This is a genomic window from Oceanobacillus sp. FSL W7-1309 (genome assembly GCF_038002145.1).
GTDB classification, from domain to species: domain Bacteria; phylum Bacillota; class Bacilli; order Bacillales; family Amphibacillaceae; genus Oceanobacillus; species Oceanobacillus profundus.
On sequence record NZ_JBBOBX010000001.1, the window covers coordinates 32,410 to 51,559 of the forward strand.

Below are 19,150 nucleotides of genomic sequence, written 5' to 3' on the forward strand. Positions count from 1 at the left end.
CAATTCTACCTAGAGGATAAACAGAAAATTAATATATTCTTTGACTCGTACCAATTACCATTGAAGCAATATGCATCAATCTAGTAATAAATATATATCTAATTTCCCTATTTTTTCAAATTCTACAGAGAGCTCCACTGCTTTTTCATAGCCTGATAAAGTAGTAGTTCCTTGCAAAATAGTTGGTGCTGTTATGTCTGTCTTGATACCATTTTGAACAATCGTTGTAGAAAGGTTACCAGCTAGCATATTTCCTAGCTCACCACTAAAGGAAGCAAGCATCTCCCCTTCCACAGCCATTCCAAACATCGCTTCACCTATCGCCGCAAAAACAGATGGGTCACCTGCAAGAATCAGCTTTCCTTTGGCATCTCCTGTAAATCCGATTAAAACGCCAAAAGATAGTGATAATGAGGTTCCCACCAATGTGGGCTTTGCTATTTCACATGGAATCGGAATGATTGATTTCAAAGATGTATTCATTCCATTTAATAAAAATACGACTGAACGATTACGTTCCTCTTTTGTTGATATCATTGGGTACCCCCTATTATTTATGTTTAACAAGTCAATTTGGACTGGTTAAAAAGAACTATATAATATTAATACTTTATCTATATCGGAACATACGGGAGAATTTGTAGCAAACTAGCTATATTTTTTGGAATATTTTTAGCCAGTAGTCAAGTCTTCTTTATCGTATCATGAGTCGAGTGAAGCCTCGATACGACTTTGTGGACGCTGCTGCAGCGGAATTTAAGTTATCCACAGCATTCAAATTTTATATTTTTCCACACAATAAAATGGAGCTAAACATCAGTAGTTTAGCTCCTAAGCTCACATAAAACTCCACATTGATATAGTAGTTTTTTATTCCTTGCTGTCTTGTTAGTTTGTTAGAAATTTATTATTTAGTCTTCCACATGAATTTCATAGTTAGGTAAAATCAAAACCTCAACTCGTCTGTTTTTCGCCCTATTTTCTTTACTTGTATTGGGAACAATTGGTTTATACTCTCCAAAACCTTTTGCGCTAAAAAGCGTTGGGTCAAGCGATTCATTTTCTAAAACAAGCCGCATGAAGTTAAGTGCACGGGTAACACTCAGTTCCCAATTGGATTCAAACGGCGAGTCGCCAATTGGCACATCATCTGCATGCCCGCTAATTACAATCTGATGTGGAGGCTCTGTGTACAGTAAATTGGAAACTTCCTGTGCAATCGATATTCCTTCTTGCTTCACTTCAGCACTACCTGAATCAAAAAATACATCATTCACAATTGTAACTAATAACCCTTCTTCTGTGAGTTCTGTACCAAACGCATCGGCTAGGTTATTTTCATAAATATAGTTTTGGATTGTCGAGTTTAGTTCTTCAAGATGCAGAAGTTCACCCTCCCCATCCGAAATTGTTTCATCCATTTCTTCTTCCGAATCCTCTTGATTGTCTTTTTCAAGTTCTCCAGAATCAACTGGTGTCTTGACTGGAATTTCATGATTCTCAAGAATCCCGCTGCCTCCACCAGAAAACTGATCACGAAATACACCTGAAAGCTGTTCGTACTTTTGTACGTTTATATCACTCATTGCGAACAATACAATAAATAGAGCAACTAGAAGCGTTAATAAATCAGAGTATGGGAGAAGCCAAGATTCATCAATATGTGATTGCTTCTTTTTCTTCCTTCTACTCATCTGAATTCACCTGTTTCATCGCAGCTAATTCTTTAGAAGAAAGCAGTGAACCAAGCTTCTCTCGTACAATCAGCTGGGAATCGCCAGTAGTAATAGAAAGAATTCCTTCTACCATGATTTCCTTTTGCAGTACTTCTTTTTTAGATTTCTCTCGTAACTTATTTGCAAATGGATGCCATAATACATAACCAGTAAAAATTCCTAATAATGTCGCAATAAAGGCAGCCGAAATAGCAGCACCTAATGCTTCCATATTAGACATATCACCAAGGGCCGCAATTAAACCAATAACCGCCCCCAGTACTCCAAGGGTAGGTGCATAGGTGCCAGCCTGTGTGAAAACGGCAGCCCCTTCTTCGTGTCGCTGCTCCATCGCACTAATCTTCTCCAGCATAATATCTTTAATGAAATCTGGAGATTGTCCATCAATTGCTAGTTGCAGCCCAGATGCTAGGAATGGATCCTCTACTTCATTTACCTGCTCTTCCAACGATAAGATACCTTCTCTACGTGTTTGATCTGCCCAGCTACTGAACATTTCAACTAATTCCCTCGTATTTGTTTTGTTCGTTTCCGTAAATAAAATTTTAAATAGAGTAGGTACATTTTTAAGTGTACTCGTTGGAAATGCTATTGTGACAGCAGCAACTGTCCCTAGTATAATGATTAATAGAGCAGCAGGATTTATCAGTGCTGTAACACCTACCCCTTTTAGCACCATTCCAACTCCTACTGCAATTAATCCTAATATTAATCCAATAATTGATGTTTTATCCATTGTTGACCTCCTGATAAATCTGTGTCAGATTCATATAAACTTCTATATTTAATTATCGGCAAATTTATAGAGTAATGAAGGTGTTTATTAAATGTAAAATAATAATTTATTAGGAGGGATTAAAATGAAGTTACCTGTTGAAGGATATAAAATTAAAAATAGCTTCCCTTAAAATTTAAAGGGAAGCTATTTTTATTAGTTTAGTAGGTTCTTCTCTACTTTTCCATCTTTCATTACAATCTGAATCGTATCATTGTCAGCAAGAGAGGAAATATCCTCCAGCGGGTTGCCTTTTACGATAATAATATCTGCTAATTTTCCAGCTTCAATTGTCCCAACTTTATTTTCCCATCCGAGACATTCTGCAGCAGTTTTTGTAGAAGCTACAATGGACTCCATCGGTGACATTCCAATCTCCGTCATTAAACCTAGCTCACGTAAGTTGATTCCATGTTTCACAACTCCTGCATCTGTTCCCATAGCAATTTTCACACCGGCTTGATAGGCTTTTGCAATACTTGCTTTATGAATTTCAATAACTTCCTTTGATTTTTCTACAGCAGTATCAGGCATACCTGCTTCCTCTGCTGTTTCTAAAACACCAACAGGAGCAAGTAATGTTGGTACGAGATATGTACCTTTTTCAAGCATCAACTCAATTGCCTCATCATCCAGAAAGATTCCATGCTCAATCGAATGTACTCCAGCCCTTACTGCATTTTTAATACCTTCTGCACCTTGTGCATGTGCCATTACCTTGACACCTTTTCTAAACTTTCCTTCCTCAACAATCGCTTCTAATTCTGCTTGAGAAAATTGCGTGAATTCCGGGTGGTCTGTTGCACTTGTTACACCACCAGTTGCGTGCACCTTTATAACTTCTGCACCTGCACGCAGCATTTCACGTGCTTTTTTGCGAACCTCTTCTACTCCATCACATTTTCCACTTGGCATTCCTGGATAACCCGATGGTAAAAGATCCATTTCTATACCCGAGACTGTATAACCATCCCCATGCCCGCCAGTGATCGTCAGTGCGTTAATACTTAATTGCATTCTTGGTCCTGTAATAAGCCCCTCTTCAATTGCTTTTTTCACACCTAGATCTGCTCCAAGTGCATCACGAACAGAAGTAATGCCTGCGTATAATGTTGCTTCCAGGTATTTTGCTGCTTGGTAATACATAAAAGAAAATGGAGTTGTCAGCCTTTTTGCAACCGGTGAAAACTCGAGCATCATATGAACGTGTGTATCTATTAAACCTGGCATAATCGTTCCACCCTGCGCATCCAAAACTGCTTCATTACCGTCTGCAGTATACATACTTTCGGGACCAACGTATTGTATACAATTACCTTCTACAACAACAATTGCACCTTGTTGAATTTCTCCACCATTTCCATCTATCAACAATCCATTTTTAATTATTGTTTTTCCCATTTTATTTCCCTCCAACGATTCCTATAATGTTTGAACTAATATTCCCGCGATGACTACTGATGCAATGGTAACGGTCGTAAACCCGCCAATTAGCATCGGTGTCAGCATTTCATTAAAAATGGTTTCCTCTTCCTCTTTATTCCTTGCAATACTTCTGCTTACTTCTTCACAAAGAATATAGTCAGCCGGAAACCCAAATAATGCTGTTAAAGCAACAGGCATTCCCTTATATGGGTGCCACTTCAGCAGCTTCGAAACGATAAATCCACCTAATGAAATACCGAGTGTACCAAGCAAAAGCAAAACAATGATACTAGGCAGGTTGTTTAATACATCCTGTGGACTAACATCAGCCATTGTACCAATAACAACAAATATAATTGCAATCATCGTTAAGTTAAATGAATTCGCTTTTTCCAGTGATTTATGTTCAAAGATACCGAGCTTCAATCCTGTTACACCAAATGCAAGACACCAAAGACTGTAATGGATTGGTGTTACCTCACCTAGTGCCGTACCAATTGCTGCACCTACAAATACAAAGAATAATTTTAATGTCATACTCGATTTAATTGGACTCTTCGCAGCTGTTTCCTTTGTAGCTGTAAGCTTAGTATCTTCCATCGGCTTAAATGTTCCATTATCTATCTGCTCTTGAATCGTAAACGCATATTTTCTTAGAAAATATTGCGCGAGCGGCATTCCCAATAATCCTTGAAACGCAACGATCAATGCTGGAATAACTACTAAGCTTGTCAGCCCAATCTCTGTTAACTTTTCAGAAGTAATAATTAGTGCTACAACTCCTCCACTGAGCGGCCCAATTCCCGCTACCGCAGTTGGATAGTCAAAGAGAAATGAGACAATAACCAATATGAGTACACCAGAAACTATAATCCCTCCTAATGAAATTAATACAGCTTTATACTGGGTTTTCAAGAGTGAAAAAGGAATCATTGTGCCCATGTGTAAAATAGCAGGTCCAACTAACATCGCCCCTAATGCAGCGAATTGTGATGTTGCAAGAATATCTTTAGGGAATATTCCCGTCCAAATACAAATCAAATAACCTACCATCGCGGTAAGAAGCATTGGAATTCTTGCTTTGGAGATGATCGAAAGCCACTCTCCAAGTGCAATCAATGCAAAAATAAGCGTTGTAGCTATAAGTGGATTGCTTAGCATAAAAAGACCTCCGTATCTAAGATGTAAAGTTTTATTATTATGAAAATTCACTCCATGCAAGCAGGTCCTTTATATAATAGCAACCAATGTTTAGAGCAATTTTAGATATTATAAACCCATTTCCTCTCAAAAATCAATACAATATCTGAAATTTTTGTCGAATTTCGTCATGTATTCGCTATCATTATTTAAACTCAACTCGAAATTTTCTTATATAACGAAAGTGTAGCTTAAAATAAAATGGAGAGTTACATTAAAGCGCAACTCTCCATTTACAAAGCTCTTATATAGGACTCAATAATTCACACAGATAAACGTGCTTTCATTTCTCCAGAGTCATCCTTGCGCTGTTTCTGTATATACCAAACCCCGAGAAGGAGTAATAATCCAATTAAACTAATAACCAAATCAGGTACAATAAGCATAACACCTGCAATAAACAGAATCAGACGCTCCCATGAATAGGAATTTCTTATGAAAAATCCAATCACAGCGCTACTAACTGCGGTCATTCCGATAATTGCAGTTAATAAGGAAATAATGAGTCTTATTGGTGTAATATCCTGTAACAACAATATTGGATTGTAAATGAATATATACGGTATAATGAATGCAGCTATGGCTAATTTCACAGCTGTTACCCCCGATTTAAATGGATTTGCTCGAGCGATGCCAGCCCCAGCATATGCAGCCAAGCAAACAGGTGGTGTAATATCTGCAACAATTCCGAAGTAAAAGACAAACATATGAGCTGCTATCGGTAAAACCCCAAAATCATTAATTAGAACAGGCGCTGCAATGGTCGCTGTCACGACATAGTTAGCGGTTGTTGGAAGTCCCATGCCCAAAATAATACAAGCAATCATGGTAAAAATTAAGGAGAAAAATAGTATGCCACCTGATAACGCAATGATACTTGCGGCAAATTTAGCTCCCAAGCCTGTAATACTTACAACTCCAGCAATAATCCCTGCCGTTCCAACTGCTGCAATTACCGGCAGTGCTACCCGAGCACCTTCCTCCAGAACAAGAAACACTTTTTTAACGCTCATTCGTGTGTCTTTTCGAATTAAGCTAACAAGAAAAGCAGTGAAAATCCCCATTAATGCTGCTCGTTGTGGAGTAAAACCAACCATAATCGTTCCAATAATAATGAATAGCGGCAGAAGCATGTACCCATTTTTCACCATTAACTCCTTGAAAACTGGCAGCTGAGCCTTCGGTAATCCGATAACACCTATTTTCTTTGCTTCAAAATGAGTTCCAATAAAGATACCTGTAAAATATAATACAGCAGGAACGATTGCTGCTAACATAATTGTTCCGTAGGACACACCTAAATATTCCATCATAATAAATGCCGCGGCTCCCATAATTGGTGGCATAATTTGTCCCCCAGTAGACGCAGAAGCTTCTGTCGCTGCAGCAAATTCTGGCTTAAACCCTGACTTTTTCATCATTGGAATGGTAAACGATCCAGAAGCAACTGTATTCCCAACCGAACTTCCAGATACCATACCTTGCAGTGCACTTGCTACTACAGCTGTTTTAGCAGTACCACCCGTAAATCTTCCCGTTAAAGCAAGTGCAATATCATTAAAAAACTGACCGATTTTCGTGTGCACTAAAATAACGCCAAAGAAAAGAAATAAGAAAATAAACTTGGCTGATATTTGAATCGGCGTACCAAAAATACCGATCTCCTTATACCATAAGTCTGTGGTAATCCGGTCCACGGCGAATCCTGGATGTGACAGTATTTGTGTCGGCATAAAGTTACCAAAAACAGCATACAAAATCGCAACACTCGCTACAATGACAATAGGAAGTCCTACTGTTCGACGAGTTGCTTCCAGTAATAATAAAATTCCAAGAATAGAAATAATAACATCTAACGTACCATATCCAGAAATACGACTTTGAAGAATCGATTCAAAGAAAATAATCTTATGGTACGTTACATAAATTGCAGTAAATGCTAAAAGCACATCATACCATGGAACGGTTTTTTGTTTTTTTTGTAATCCTTTTTTTGCAGGAAACAGTAAAAACATAAGACCAAGCGCTGTTCCTAAGTGAATTGCTCCTTGCTGCTGTGATGGAAGTGTACCAAAATAACCTGTATATAAATGGAATAGCGTAAGAGCTACACCTAGAAATAAAACGACCCAAGCCCACTTTCCAATGTTTACACGGTAATTGCTCTCGCGATCATATTTTTCTAAAATTTGTTTAGCATCTAGTTGGGAGTTTTCTTTCATTCGATCACACCTTTATAAAATAGTAAGAAAAGGATCCCGGTTTAATTACTAGATCCTCTTCTTTGTATTCTTATATAGCAATTAAAATATGGAACCAAGTACCTCTATATAACTTACTCTAAATCGTCCAGGCTCGTGATGTCTGTGTTTTCCCGTGTAACAATTTGAACGACTTCAGGGTAAATATGACCGATAAATGCTGCATTTGTAACTTCATTTTCTGCAAAGTCACCTTCTCCATGCACTGCATCCAGTGCCGGTACATGAACTGTCATACCAAGATCCATATTCCCATCACGTATACTGGCTAAGTTTTCAATGGAAGCACCCGTTTCTGTATTCGTCACATTTAATCCTTCAATATTCTTATTCCAAATCGTCGCTATTTCTCCACCGAGTGGATAATAGGTACCGCCCTGACTTCCCGTTCCCAAAATTAAATCATTCTTTCGTTCCGTTGCGCCTAGTACTGCAACTTCATTATCTACCGCCAACCCTTGCTCTTCGTAATAACGCTTAGCACCAGGATGAATCGGTAAGCCTTCTGCTCCTTGCAGTGCATTTTCCAACGTCATATGCACGGACTGTGCATGTGTATTTTCGTTTGCATTTTCCACCATACTTTTCGCAAGCTCATATCCAAGCTCTTCATCAATTGAATCTGTATTTGCTACTAAAACAGCAAATGCCGTAACGGTCTCAATATCTTCATCCATAAAATCATACGTATCCTGTGGAATCGTGTATCGCATGTATCCACTGTTTTCTTCCATATATGCTATCGCATCATCTGATAACCCAATCATTTTCACATCACCAACAGACGCTTGCAAACTTTCAATATTACCGGCAGGCAAACCTAGAATACCAATAGAAACATCGATGTTTCCGTCTTGTACACCATCTGCTGCGTCTCCAAAGCCTTCTTGATAGGCACTATAATCACTATCTTCAATACCATAGGCATCCAAAATTAATTTGGATACCGCATTTGTTTCACTTGCAGGCGGACCAATTGCAATATTTGCTCCTCCCCCACCACAGGCTATAAGTAAAAATAAGCATAAAATAGATGTAAGCGTTAACAAAAATATTCTTTTGAACACACCATCAACCCCTTATCATGTTTACTTTTCGGATATTCTTAAATACTATGTAGATTTCCAATGTTAGCCAATCCTTACACTAATTATATATTATTTCAGAAAAATTTCAATATTTATTCAATGGAATATCTGGACAAAAATGAAGCTAATAAACTAGTAGCCAAATCCATAGACTCGACTACTAATTATAGGGAAGTTTCCAAACCGTTTGGAAGTATTCAACAATCTACTTCACATGCTAAAACTCCTTTGAGGAAAAAGGCAGAAACAATTTAATTCCCCGCTTATTAACCGGAAGAAACTTGCTATCGGCAACTAGATGGCTAATATAACCAGCTAAACAAGCATAGAAGACACCTTCGATTCCAAGAGACTCCTGTAAATGAAAAGCAATAATTCCGAAGAATATAGTACCTATAATGGAGTGTGTGTAACTCCGATGAGAAACGAAAGATGCTATTAATATGTAAACTCCAAGCAACATTAGCCATTTTTCTTGTAACGTAATACTGCCAGCAAGTATACCTATCCCCGTAATAATTAACATATGTTTTTGTTTAAGCAAAGCTGATAATGCCATCATCGCTATGCCGATCCCCATCCCAAAAAGTCGTTCTGTTGCTGTTCCTTCATAAAGACTGTACATAATCATCAATGCACCAATTAACTGAGCCGCTGATTGAATTACTTTATGGGAGAATGTTATTTTGCTTCGAAGTTTTCCGTCGATATCCAAATCAGGCATTAAGCCTGAAACACCTCCTAGTCCAACGAAAAGTAATGTTGTCGTAGGAGACGATGCAAATTGATTCGCAACGACAAAGCCTGCAGCCGCTCCAATTGCAACATGTGCTGTTCCATTCATATGATATATCATCTCTTTCCAAATTAATGTGGTATTTTTAGAAAACCTGGTACTTGTAAATGGGATTCGTAGAAAGCATTCTTAGTAGAACTTATACGTTAAAATGCAAGACTTTAGACGAATGCATTCGTTGCACTTATACAGATAGTAAAGTTTTTATGCTTTCCTATCCTCCAAAACACCAAGCTCTATTTTACACAAAAATAACAAGTTATGTGTGTTATACAAACAAAATCGACACGTTTAACCATATTTTTGATTATCTTATCTTGCAAAATCATACTATTTCCCTAAGGACGAGCATATATTTCAGCATGATAATTTTTGTATTTATGGTACTATTATTTTAAAAAATGTTTGCAAAGGGAGGAATTCTATTGAGATTTTTAACGTCATTTTTTGACAGATTAGTTCAGCGTTATTTACCAGATGCATTTTTATTTGCAATTATTTTAACCATTTTCGTCTATTTTTTAGGGGTTATCTTAACGGACAATGGTCCAATGGAAATGGTTACCCATTGGGGAAATGGTTTTTGGGATCTCCTTGCTTTTGGCATGCAAATGTCCCTCGTTGTTGTGACCGGATTTATTTTAGCAAGTACACCGGTTGTGAAACGCTTTTTAGCTAAGCTTAGTGATTTAGCAAAAACTCCAGGTCAGGCGGTTATGCTTGTTACATTTGTTGCTTTAGTAGCTTGTCTAATAAACTATGGATTTGGGCTAGTTGTAGGGGCATTATTTGCTGTTCACGTCGCAAAACGAGTTCCTGCAGTCGATTATCGGATCTTAATCGCAAGCGCATACAGTGGAATGCTTATCTGGCATGGTGGTTTTTCAGGATCGGTACCACTTCTCATAGCTACCCCTGGACACTTTTTAGAAGATACAATGGGTATAATCCCAGTCGTAGATACATTGTTTAGTCCATTTAATATATTTATTGTTATTACACTATTAATTACATTGCCATTTTTTAATCGATATTTATTAAAAGGTGCCGATCCGATAAGTCCAACAAATACGTCATTATGGAAAGAAGAATCGAAAGAAATCGTGAACGCAGCGGTTGCGCAACCAACAACACCTGCTGAACGAATGGAGAATAGCCGGGTCCTCTCACTCTTAATCGGTTTAATGGGACTGCTATTTGTAGGTTATCATTTTGTGATGAATGGATTTGACTTAAATATAAATATAGTTAATTTTATTTTTCTTTTCTTAGGGATTATTCTACACGGAACTCCCCGCCGTTTTCTCGATACTGTTAGTGATGGAGTTAAAAATGCGGGAGGTATTATCGTACAATTTCCTTTTTATGCAGGAATCATGGGAATGATGGATTCATCTGGATTATCCGAACAGATTTCATTATGGTTTGTCAGCTTTTCTACAGCAGCCACATTGCCAATTTTCACATTTATCAGCGCTGGTATTGTGAATGTTTTCGTTCCTTCTGGTGGTGGACAATGGGCTGTGCAAGGACCAATAATGATTCAAGCAGCACTTGAAATCGGTGCGGATACAGCAAAGACTGCTATGGCAGTTGCTTGGGGAGACGCATGGACAAATATGATTCAGCCATTCTGGGCTCTGCCGGTTCTTGCTATTGCAGGACTAAAAATCCGAGATATTATGGGGTTCTGTGTAATGATTTTAATGTTTAGTTTTATTCCAATTGCACTTGGCCTTTTACTATTTTAATAAGGAAACCCCGAGACGTTATACACGCCGGGGTTTCCTTATTTGTGCTACGGCAATACCAAAAATAATGAAGATAAATCCAATAATCATACTAAAACTCATCGTTTCATTTAAGAAGAAACTGCTAAACAAGAGCCCAAATAATGGGACAAGCAAGGTTGATAGTGTTGCAGTTACGATATCCACCACACTAATTATAACAAACCAAACGAAGAAACAAAGTGCGGATGCCAGTATACCTGTGAATAGAATATAATAAACACTTACTGCATTAAATTGGATAGGTTCCCCCCATTCCATAAAAAGCGTTACTATGAGAATAACGATTGCCCCAAACAGCATCTGAAATGCTGTCGCTTGTATTTTCGATAGGTGCTGGACATGAAGACGATAATAAACATTCGATATCCCCCACGATATAGCAGCAATAATTATTAATAGTTCTCCAAATATGACCCCGATATCTTGCCCCATCCAAATGTCCCCACCGAGAATTGCTAACAGTCCTAGCATCCCTAGAAACAAACCAGTTAGCTTGGCCGGCGTGATTTTTTCATGCAAAAATTTTGTCGCCAGGATACTGCTCCAAATCGGCATGGAATAAAGGAGTACAGACGATTTTCCAGCATCGACAAATTTCAAAGCAAACATAACAAGCAGAAACACAATTGCTGTCTGTAATAAGCCAACTACAAGGAGGTGCTTCCATGATTCTCTTGGAGGAAAACCAACTTTTAGAAAAACTACCATTAACAAGAGCGTTACAGCCCCTATCCCAAATCGAAAAGAAGAAAATACAAAGGGTCCCATAAAATTAAGAGACTCCTTCATGAGCACCCATGCGTATCCCCAAATAACTGTTATCGTTAGTATTAAGCTCCACAAAACAAATTTATTTTCCTGTATCCGATTTAAAAATTTCCCCACCATTGTTCCCCATTTCGAATAATTCTTACAGCTTATGCTAGCAGAGACAGTGGGTAGAACCAAGGAAAATGTCCCCGCATCGTATTTTCGCAAAAAAAATAAGCCTGCAGTTGCACGCTTTTAGCTAATTGCTTTAAAGTTTGTTGTGTTGTCTCTTGCTTTGCTCATCATACATTGAAGTACTTGAGCAAGTCTTTCATCCAGATTCTGCGCATTTTGTTCTAAGCCAAGGATTGTTATCTCAACATCATTTATATCAGATTCTAATTGATTAAATAATTGATCCATATGATAGCTATTTTCTTGTATATCTTTCAAATCCTCTAATAACAATGTGATGGCCGCTAACAACTCGTTAATCATTTCCTGGGTCAACACATCCCCCTCCTATACTGCTAGTTTACGCTTTTCGTGCACCATTTCACAAGTGTAATTAGTATGAATTTAAGATAATTAAATAGGTATTATTATCTGTACAATTTTGAGACAGTGAAGCTAAAATATGTACAGTACAGTCAAAGGAAAAAGGATTCCCCTAAAGAACATAGGAACCCCAGAGCCTTCTAAAGTAAACATTCTTCCATCATTTTATTTAAGTTATCTGCGGACCCGGAAATTGTAACTGCCGATTGTTCAATTGCTTCTATGCCCTGTTCAAATACTTCAAGATCAGTTTGAATTGTTTCATTACTGTTTTTCGTTTTATCCATAGTGTTATCAATTTTTTGGAACGCGGCTTCAGTATTTGCCATCTGCCCCTTTACATTGGTTAGAAATTGTTGAACTTCCTGTAAAGAAGAAGCACTATTAAAGATCTGTTCATTCGTTAACGTAACAAGTTCTGTCACGTTTGTAACAGAATTTCCAGTTTGCTCTGCAAGCTTCCTTACTTCTTCAGCAACAACTGCAAAGCCGCGTCCATGCTCTCCAGCTCTCGCTGCCTCTATGGACGCATTCAATGCTAAAAGATTTGTTTGGTCTGCAATCGACTTCACAATTTCAATAATGTCCTTAATCTGTGTGGATGTGTTTTCTAAGTTTGCCATATCTTCATTTACCTTTGTAGTACTCTGCTGCATATTTTCCAAAGATTGATTCATGACTGTTAAACGAGATTTTCCTTCTGCGGCTGCTTCTTTTGCTTCCTCTGCAAATTGTGTATCCGCTTTCGAATTAGAAGTAATGACATTTACTTGTGCAATCATTTCTTCAATGGAAGCTGTTGTTTCTTCAGCCAATGTTGCAAGTTCCGTAGAGTTTTCCTCTAATGTTTGAACTATGTTCATTTTTGTTTGTACATCTTGATCCTTGATTCGCATTACTTCCTCATCGTACGCCTCTAAAACAATCTGCTGTTCCAAATTCAGCAACTTATTGATAACCTTAATTGCTAAAATTTGATCTGCCGTATTTTCGAAGTTTTTTTGTACGATATCGATTAACCCATCAAAGAGCTTTTGAAAGGATGCAATATACCATTTCTGTGTAAGTCCGATTCTTACGTGGATATGGGCGATTATCTTTCTTCTCTTAATAAAGGAATCATTCATCTCACCAGAAAACATCTCAACGATATGGGTACGTAATGTTTTCTTCAGTCTTTCAATTGAGCTGTTCTTTTCAATGATTTTAATTAAATCTTGGTTGTATTCTAGATTTTTATAAAATCCCTCAACAACGAACTGATTTTCAGCCTCTATATAAGGCTTTAACACCTGTGCAATTGCAAAATCTTCCCTTGAAAAATCCAACATTTTTAATTGCTTCTCTAAATCAGACCCTGTTTCTATTTGTATCTTAGGGTCCATTTGCTTACTCCATTCGACTAAAACAGCATCATTTCTTTGTTTTCTTTTAACAAACATGTTGCCCCCTACTTTCTACCCATGCTTTTAAACTTATCCTTTATATCGGATACAAAACCATTGATGTTTAATCTAATAATCGGAAATAAAAATCGCCTCTCACAAAGTAAGAAGCGATTGATACTGTTGTATTAAGTTTGACCGTCACCACCTAGTATCTTCCCTGCCAACGCATATAGCACGGCATACGTTACAAAGTGGGAGGAGTTATCATTTGGATCTTGCTGTGGGTAGACCTCCACATAGTCCATTCCTCTGACTCCAAGTTTGGCAAATTCATGAATGAGTTCTAATAGTTCAAAAGAAGTAAGCCCATTACCATCAACTGGACCACCAGGGTTAAAGGCAAAGTCAAGTACATCACTGCAAATACTTAAATAAACTGCATCTGTCTCCTTACTTGCAATGTCGTATGCTTGCTTTGCTAAATCGGTTAACTGATTTCCAGCCTGTCGAATTTCTCTTACAGAAATCGTTGCTGCACCGACTTCCTTTGCATATTTACCTGTCTCTGGTTGGTTTCTCGGGCCATGAATCCCCATATGAACAATACTTTCATTTCGTACACTTTCACTTTCATAAATTCGGTGAAATGGTGTACTTCTTGCATATAAGTCACCATTATAATCGGGATAATTATCATAATGCGCATCAAGATGTATGATTCCGACTTCGCCATCTACTTCCTCACTTAAAGCTTTTACAATTGGATACGTAATCCCATGGTCTCCACCAAAAACAACTGGGAACTTTTCCGTCTTCCATACCTTTTTTGCAAAACTTTCAATTCGATTCATCGTTTCTGCTGTATCTGCCGGGACAACATCTACATCACCTAAATCACCAATTTTATAATGACTTAATACATCGATATGATTCAATTCAGGTAAGTAGCCTGAATAGCGTGCTGAATTTATTCGTATCGCCTTTGGACCAAGTTCGCATCCAGTGTAATCTCCCCATGTAACCGCTCCTTCCCATGGTACACCGTAAACAAGAACATCTTTGTCTTTAAAACTATTATCCCCTAAACTAACTTTTTCTCCACCTAAATAACAAGGAGTATTCCCATAGATTTTATTATTCCTCACTCTATCTCTCCTAACCTATTTCATATCTGTGACTTTATCCTATTGGTCATAGACCTTTATCATAACTTTTACCTTAAATTCTTCATGTGAAACATAAAATTTCTTATCATGTTAGGGTTATGTGCAAAATCAAATAATTATGAAATTTATTTGCAGCTTTTGGATTAGTAAGTGGGCATTTCGCTAGTTAATTAAAATGATGTGATGAATTAGATTATCTATTTGTAGGAATATGCCGATCACGAAATGAATATATCTTCAATCGCGACCGAAATATAGTTCATTATTGAAAAATAGTTATCTAATATTATATATTGGTTGATTTTTTATCATTACAGAACCTCATCAATCATGGAACATGCTTTTTCAGCAAAAGCTTCACATCGGATTAAATCGTCATCATCTGGTTCAAGCTCGACCTTTAATCGATCAGGGACAAGCTTTGCTCCAAGGTGCTCCAGATGATTTCCCATCAGTTCAATCGATTCACAAAACACATCATAAAAAGATTCTCCTGAACCGAATACTCCAATTAAACGACCGGTCAAATCGACTTCATTCAGTTCATTATAGAAGTCCTCTGCTTCATATGGAATCTGACCGTCATCTGCAGAATGTGTTCCAATCAGTACCAAATCATATTCAAGCAGCTCCTTCACGTCAATTACATCAAATTCAAATGACTTGTATACAACGTGATGTTCTTGTTTCTGTATATAATGAACAATGGCTTTTGCCATCATTTCTGTATTACCTGTACAACTAGAACAAATTACAAGAATCTTATTCATGCTACTCCCTCCATGTATTTCCTTTTTATTTCACCTTTATTATAATCGATAATGATAATCATTTTCAATTATAGTTTAAGAATACTTATCAATGTTCATATGTACTACATTTATACATTTTTTTCAAATAAAATAGAGATGCTTAGTCCAATAGGATTAAGTATCTCTATATAAAACTGATCACTTTTTCATTGTTTACTCACCGAATCGCGATAAACAATCTGGTGCTGAATACTGATTCGTTTAACTGGTTCTGATTTATTAACGGTTTTTTCAATTAAAGCCTTAGCTGATTGGACTCCAAGTTCATGTATTTGTATATCAACTGTCGTTAGTGCTGGACGAATAATTTCAGATAAGTACACATTATTAAAACTGACTAATGAAATATCCTGCGGAACTCGGACACCAGATTCTTCTAACAAACTAAGCACCCCGACACTCATTAAATCATCTGTTACGACTATCCCTGTTGGTGGTTCGTCTAGTGATAGTAAAGTCTCCACAGCTTCTCTCCCACCAGATTTGAGGAATTCCGTATGGATTTTATAACGATCACTAACTTCTAAATCAGCTTCTTGCAATGCAGCTTTATAACCTGCTTCACGATCTATTGTAACAAATAGATCCCTTGAGCCTCCAATAAATGCAATTTTCTCATGACCGTTTTCAATTAAATGCTGTGTTATTTCCTTTCCAGCAATAAAATTGTCATTGTCTACATGTGTAATTTCGTTCATATTTTCGTATGGCTTTCCAACAATGACAAATGGAAATTTCATCTCTTTCAGGAAACTTGTTACACGGTCTTCTAATCGCGAATAAAGTAAAATCACACCATCAACATAGCTGCCGTGGACCAATCGCTGTACTTCCTCAAAAATTTCTTCCTCTGTTTGTCCGCTGGAAAGCGTCATAGAGTATTGCATACGATGTGTAACGGAACCAATGCCTCGTAAAATTTCGGGAAAGAATGGATTTTGCAACGCTTTGTCAGCAGATGATGGCATGATTACCCCGATTGCTTTCGTCGATTTGGCCACTAAGTTCCGAGCATTTATATTCGGATGGTATCCTAAATCTTTCATCGCTTTACGAACTTTTTTCTTTGTTTCTACACTTATCCTCGGATTATCAGCAATTACTCTCGATACAGTAGAGGGTGCTACTCCAGTTGCTTTTGCTACATCTTTTATCGTTACCATTATTCCCACCCTCATCTCAAAGATTGAATTTATATCATTATTATCCTTTTGTTGCCCCAGATGTCAAGCCAGATATAAGATATCGTTGCAATAATAAAAATACAAGAGCAATTGGAACTGCAATCAAAATGGATCCAGCTGCAAATCGAGTGAAGTTTGTTGAAAATTGGTCATTAATAAAGTTGTATAATCCAAGTGCCAATGTGAAATTACTTGGACTTGTTAACACAATACGCGGTAATAGAAAGTCCATAAATGGCGCCATAAAATTAAACAATGCAACCACTGCAAGTATCGGCTTCGCTAACGGCAATATAATGGTCCAAAATATTTTCAAATGACCCGCCCCATCTATCTTTGCTGCCTCATCCAGCTCTTTTGGAATGGTATCCAAATACCCTTTCACAAGCCAAGCATTAAATGGAATTTGCCCTCCCAGATAGATGATCATCAGCCCATAAAGAGAATCTGTTAACCCAATTGTATTTAATAAAATATAAAGAGCCACCATTCCCATTAATGCTGGGAACATTTGCAGTAACAAGAACATATATAAACCATATTTGCGACCAATAAATTGATAGCGTGAAAATGCATAGGCGATTAATGACGTTATAATCACCGAACCGACAGAATTCACAACTGCAATATACATACTATTTTTATACCAAAGTAGGTAATCACTATTCGGGCTTGTAAATAACCAGGCATAATGTTCCCATGTTGGATTACTTGGGAATAATTCGGTTACAAGCATATTCGACCCAGGATTCACACTCATCATTAATGCCCAAAATAATGGATAGCCTATAATAATAAACATAATTAGTAAGAACAGATAGATGAACGCTACTTCGATTTTTGATTTTTTCTTAGTAGACATAGCCATTAGTAACGTCCCTCCTCTTTAAATGCTGCTGTTTTTCTAAATTGAAAGAAGGCAAATATTGAGATAAGTAATCCCATGATAATTGTTATCGCTGCAGCCATATTATAATTATTCGTTACAAATGTCAGTTTATAAACCCATGAAATTAAAATATCCGTACCTCCAGCATTTTGACCACGAACTGCTGGTTCTCCTTCATTAAATAAGTAAATGATATTGAAATTATTAAAGTTACCCGCATATTGCATGATCAAAAGTGGAGCAGTTGCAAATAATAGATGCGGCCATGTAATATGTCGAAACTTTTGGAACCTCGTTCCCCCATCAACATCAGCGGCTTCATACATATCCTGCGGCACACTTTGTAAAACACCAGTAAACAGGGCAAATACAAATGGGAAACCTAGCCAGGTTTGAATCATAATTAAGGCAACTTTTGCCCAAAATGGGTCAGATAGCCATGGAATCATGATTTCAAATTGACTAAGTAAATCGCGGTTAATTGCCCCAAATGTCGGATTAAATAATGCAGAAAAGATTAAGATGGATACGAATGCAGGTACTGCCCAAGGTAAAATCAGTACCGTGCGAATAGTACGTTTAAATTTAACTCGTTTGTCATTAACGAGTAGTGCAAGAAATAAACCAAGACCAATTTGTAATGTCGTAGCAACAACAGTCCAAACAATTGTCCATGTGAATACACTTAAAAAAGTATCCTTCCATATATTCACACTTCCTAATGCTGCAAAATTATCTAACCCTACCCAATTCAATAGATTCCGAGGTGGTGAATTGTATTGATTATAATCGGTAAATGCCAAGCTAACCATGAATAATAATGGCAAAACTACAACAAATAATAGCATCAATAGTCCTGGCAAAATCATAAAGTACGGAAATCCATTATCATAAAAGTTTTTGATTCCTTTTAATAGTGTTGGAATTGGTTTTCCATCTGCACGGGCAATTGCATCCTTTCTAGCATCCATAATGTTATAAACATAGATTGCGATGCCGAATGCGAGTACGATTAAAGCTATTAATCCTTGGATTAACAATTGAATGGAGTGGTGTTCTCGTGGAATGGTTCCTAATGTAAACAATCCCCAAATACCTATATCAATAAGGTCCCATGTTGTGATTAAAAACGAGATAGCCACAAGTAAAAATAATATTCCTTTTAGAAAGCGCCGGTTATAGATTTGACCTAAACCTGGAATAACTATCGATAACAATGTAGCAACATTTCTACTAGTTTTGTTGGATTGACTATTCGCCATTTGTCTTCCCCCTCATGCAAAAGGCATAAATAAATATATGGGAAGAACCCTTCCCATATATTTATTT

Annotated in this window: 17 protein-coding genes; 1 reads left to right on the plus strand and 16 read right to left on the minus strand. The window is 37.2% G+C overall.

The annotated features are described in order from the left end of the window. Positions 1-75 precede the first annotated feature (75 nt). The 8 genes from NST46_RS00175 to NST46_RS00210 form a co-directional block, all read right to left on the minus strand. Entirely contained in the window at positions 76-537 is a 462-nt protein-coding gene (locus tag NST46_RS00175) for a chemotaxis protein CheX (RefSeq protein ID WP_095311070.1), read from the minus strand. 374 nt (positions 538-911) lie between these two features. Then, positions 912-1,694: a flagellar motor protein MotB gene (gene motB / locus NST46_RS00180; protein WP_118890436.1), complete on the minus strand. Its 783-nt coding sequence runs from the start codon at positions 1,692-1,694 to the stop codon at positions 912-914. Then, positions 1,687-2,472: a flagellar motor stator protein MotA gene (gene motA / locus NST46_RS00185; protein ID WP_095311067.1), complete on the minus strand. Its 786-nt coding sequence runs from the start codon at positions 2,470-2,472 to the stop codon at positions 1,687-1,689. The genes motB and motA overlap by 8 nt, the downstream gene beginning before the upstream one ends. A gap of 195 nt (positions 2,473-2,667) precedes the next feature. After that, complete coding sequence (locus NST46_RS00190) at positions 2,668-3,912, minus strand: metal-dependent hydrolase family protein (RefSeq protein ID WP_095310626.1); 1,245 nt, start codon at positions 3,910-3,912, stop codon at positions 2,668-2,670. 21 nt (positions 3,913-3,933) lie between these two features. Next, positions 3,934-5,097 carry a hypothetical protein gene (locus NST46_RS00195; RefSeq protein ID WP_095310628.1) on the minus strand — a complete coding sequence of 388 codons (1,164 nt, stop codon included), beginning with the start codon at positions 5,095-5,097 and terminating at the stop codon, positions 3,934-3,936. 302 nt (positions 5,098-5,399) lie between these two features. Next, the gene (locus NST46_RS00200) at positions 5,400-7,358 is read right to left on the minus strand and encodes a TRAP transporter permease (protein ID WP_341136560.1); all 1,959 of its coding nucleotides are present in this window, start codon (positions 7,356-7,358) and stop codon (positions 5,400-5,402) included. Positions 7,359-7,471: 113 nt separating this feature from the next. After that, positions 7,472-8,464, minus strand: a complete 993-nt coding sequence (locus NST46_RS00205; RefSeq protein WP_118889930.1) for a TAXI family TRAP transporter solute-binding subunit — start codon at positions 8,462-8,464, stop codon at positions 7,472-7,474. Positions 8,465-8,702: 238 nt separating this feature from the next. Next, positions 8,703-9,329, minus strand: coding sequence for a metal-dependent hydrolase (locus NST46_RS00210; RefSeq protein ID WP_095310635.1), 627 nt, complete (start codon positions 9,327-9,329; stop codon positions 8,703-8,705). Between the two features lie 377 nt (positions 9,330-9,706). Here NST46_RS00210 and NST46_RS00215 point away from each other — a divergent pair, with 377 nt between their 5' ends. Continuing rightward, complete coding sequence (locus NST46_RS00215) at positions 9,707-11,032, plus strand: short-chain fatty acid transporter (RefSeq protein WP_118889929.1); 1,326 nt, start codon at positions 9,707-9,709, stop codon at positions 11,030-11,032. A gap of 18 nt (positions 11,033-11,050) precedes the next feature. On the opposite strand, the gene NST46_RS00220 is transcribed toward NST46_RS00215, so the two are convergent. From NST46_RS00220 to NST46_RS00255, 8 genes are all read right to left on the minus strand, one after another. Beyond that, positions 11,051-11,959: a DMT family transporter gene (locus NST46_RS00220; protein WP_303450501.1), complete on the minus strand. Its 909-nt coding sequence runs from the start codon at positions 11,957-11,959 to the stop codon at positions 11,051-11,053. A 120-nt stretch (positions 11,960-12,079) separates the two neighbouring features. Next, a complete protein-coding gene (locus NST46_RS00225) occupies positions 12,080-12,334 on the minus strand; it encodes a hypothetical protein (protein WP_187393169.1) in 255 nt (84 codons plus the stop codon). 188 nt (positions 12,335-12,522) lie between these two features. Continuing rightward, the gene (locus tag NST46_RS00230; protein WP_341136561.1) at positions 12,523-13,824 is read right to left on the minus strand and encodes a globin-coupled sensor protein; all 1,302 of its coding nucleotides are present in this window, start codon (positions 13,822-13,824) and stop codon (positions 12,523-12,525) included. A 131-nt stretch (positions 13,825-13,955) separates the two neighbouring features. Then, on the minus strand, positions 13,956-14,915 hold the full coding sequence (locus NST46_RS00235) for an agmatinase family protein (protein ID WP_118889926.1): 960 nt from the start codon (positions 14,913-14,915) through the stop codon (positions 13,956-13,958). Positions 14,916-15,247: 332 nt separating this feature from the next. Beyond that, positions 15,248-15,706 carry a flavodoxin domain-containing protein gene (locus NST46_RS00240; RefSeq protein ID WP_095310643.1) on the minus strand — a complete coding sequence of 153 codons (459 nt, stop codon included), beginning with the start codon at positions 15,704-15,706 and terminating at the stop codon, positions 15,248-15,250. Between the two features lie 188 nt (positions 15,707-15,894). Continuing rightward, entirely contained in the window at positions 15,895-16,911 is a 1,017-nt protein-coding gene (locus NST46_RS00245) for a LacI family DNA-binding transcriptional regulator (protein ID WP_095310645.1), read from the minus strand. A gap of 40 nt (positions 16,912-16,951) precedes the next feature. Beyond that, entirely contained in the window at positions 16,952-17,794 is an 843-nt protein-coding gene (locus NST46_RS00250) for a sugar ABC transporter permease (RefSeq protein ID WP_095310829.1), read from the minus strand. A gap of 5 nt (positions 17,795-17,799) precedes the next feature. Beyond that, complete coding sequence (locus NST46_RS00255; protein ID WP_118889924.1) at positions 17,800-19,083, minus strand: carbohydrate ABC transporter permease; 1,284 nt, start codon at positions 19,081-19,083, stop codon at positions 17,800-17,802. Between the last annotated feature and the right edge of the window lie 67 nt (positions 19,084-19,150).

Excerpts from the sequence above, each read along its gene's own strand:
- NST46_RS00175 (WP_095311070.1), bottom strand. The coding sequence starts at position 537 with ATGATATCAACAAAAGAGGAACGTAATCGTTCAGTCGTATTTTTATTA.
- motB (WP_118890436.1), bottom strand. The coding sequence starts at position 1,694 with ATGAGTAGAAGGAAGAAAAAGAAGCAATCACATATTGATGAATCTTGG.
- motA (WP_095311067.1), bottom strand. The coding sequence starts at position 2,472 with ATGGATAAAACATCAATTATTGGATTAATATTAGGATTAATTGCAGTA.
- NST46_RS00190 (WP_095310626.1), bottom strand. The coding sequence starts at position 3,912 with ATGGGAAAAACAATAATTAAAAATGGATTGTTGATAGATGGAAATGGT.
- NST46_RS00195 (WP_095310628.1), bottom strand. The coding sequence starts at position 5,097 with ATGCTAAGCAATCCACTTATAGCTACAACGCTTATTTTTGCATTGATT.
- NST46_RS00200 (WP_341136560.1), bottom strand. The coding sequence starts at position 7,358 with ATGAAAGAAAACTCCCAACTAGATGCTAAACAAATTTTAGAAAAATAT.
- NST46_RS00210 (WP_095310635.1), bottom strand. The coding sequence starts at position 9,329 with ATGAATGGAACAGCACATGTTGCAATTGGAGCGGCTGCAGGCTTTGTC.
- NST46_RS00230 (WP_341136561.1), bottom strand. The coding sequence starts at position 13,824 with ATGTTTGTTAAAAGAAAACAAAGAAATGATGCTGTTTTAGTCGAATGG.
- NST46_RS00240 (WP_095310643.1), bottom strand. The coding sequence starts at position 15,706 with ATGAATAAGATTCTTGTAATTTGTTCTAGTTGTACAGGTAATACAGAA.
- NST46_RS00245 (WP_095310645.1), bottom strand. The coding sequence starts at position 16,911 with ATGGTAACGATAAAAGATGTAGCAAAAGCAACTGGAGTAGCACCCTCT.
- NST46_RS00250 (WP_095310829.1), bottom strand. The coding sequence starts at position 17,794 with ATGTCTACTAAGAAAAAATCAAAAATCGAAGTAGCGTTCATCTATCTG.
- NST46_RS00255 (WP_118889924.1), bottom strand. The coding sequence starts at position 19,083 with ATGGCGAATAGTCAATCCAACAAAACTAGTAGAAATGTTGCTACATTG.